The organism is Blastopirellula marina (assembly GCF_002967715.1).
Taxonomy (GTDB): domain Bacteria; phylum Planctomycetota; class Planctomycetia; order Pirellulales; family Pirellulaceae; genus Bremerella; species Bremerella marina_B.
Window position 1 is genome coordinate 1 of record NZ_PUIA01000088.1, and the last position, 1249, is coordinate 1249.

The following is a 1249-nucleotide window of genomic DNA, read 5'->3' on the forward strand; positions in this document are numbered from 1 at the left end:
CCCCAAATCCTGATCCATCCGTTATGAAAGATCCAGAGCCAAAATTCTGGCGAAGGATTTTTTATGAGTAAGAAGCGACGTCGGCATTCGGCCGAACAGATCATCAAGAAGTTGCGGGACGCGGACGCCATGTTGGCGGCTGGTAAGAGCGTCGGCGAAGTGCTTCAGGCGTTGGAGGTGAGCGAGGCGACGCTCAGCCGCTGGCGAACGCAGTACGGCGGCATGAAGAGTGAAGAGGCGAAACGGCTGAAATCGCTCGAAGAAGAGAACAACCGGCTAAAGCGGATCATCGCCGATCAGGCGTTGGACATCTCGATGCTGAAGGAGATCGCCAAGGGAAACTGACTACCCCTCAGTCGCGACGCGACGCGGTCAAGCAACTTCAAGAGAAGTACGCCGTCTCCGAGCGGCGGGCCTGTCGCGTGCTCGATCAGCCTCGGTCGAGCCAGCGATTTGAGGGGAAGCCGAAGGACGAAGACGCCCGCCTGACCAAGCGAATCTTGGAGTTGGTGCGCGAGCGTCCGCGTTGGGGCTATCGTCATATCTGTCAGCTGTTGCGACGCGAGGGGGAGACCTTGAACCTGAAAAAGATGTACCGGCTCTGGAAAACGGCCGGGCTGAAAGTTCCGCAAAAACGCCGCAAAAAGCGGGCGATCGGCGTTTCGACGAACGCCTGTCATGTGCAACCGGCCGGGTTCATGCACGACGTATGGACGTGGGATTTTATCCAGTCGTCGACAATCGACGGCCGGGCAATTCGCTTTTTGAACATCGTCGACGAGTACACGCGGCAATGCCTGGCGATCAAGGTTGGGCGGAGCATCACGAGCGAAGATGCGATCGATACGCTGGCCGAACTCTTCTCGATGCATGGCGTGCCGAAGCGAATTCGCTGCGACAACGGACCGGAGTTCATCTCGTGCGCGATCAAGACCTGGCTGGTGCTGATCGGCGTGGAAGTGCTCTACATCGAGCCAGGCTCGCCGTGGCAAAACGGCTTGTGCGAAAGCTTCAACAGTCGCCTGCGTGATGAGTACCTGCACCAGACCGACCTGCGGAACGAGGAGGACGCGAGGATCAAAGCTCGGGCCTGGCGAGAAGACTTCAACGAGCGACGCCCGCACAGCAGCTTGGGCTACCTGACCCCGGCCGAGTTCGCGCGTCGCTGTGCCGCTTCCACTCCAGTCGCTGCGCTCCGTGCGTTCCAGCGGCACAGCGACCTTATTGAATCGTTACCTGTTTTCCAACC

General features: G+C 59.1%; 2 protein-coding genes. Both read left to right on the forward strand.

What is annotated here, in order from left to right; all coding sequences use genetic code 11:
• Window positions 1-63 precede the first annotated feature (63 nt).
• Window positions 64-345 (forward strand): transposase, encoded by a 282-nt coding sequence (locus C5Y96_RS27940; protein WP_233199160.1) that lies wholly within the window; start codon window positions 64-66, stop codon window positions 343-345.
• The coding region (locus tag C5Y96_RS25990) for an IS3 family transposase (RefSeq protein WP_233199163.1) at window positions 342-1249 on the forward strand (908 nt) is incomplete at its 3' end. The genes C5Y96_RS27940 and C5Y96_RS25990, both read left to right, overlap by 4 nt.

What these genes read in the sequence shown, in the direction of transcription:
- C5Y96_RS27940 (WP_233199160.1), top strand. Translation starts at nt 64, where the DNA reads ATGAGTAAGAAGCGACGTCGGCATTCGGCCGAACAGATCATCAAGAAG.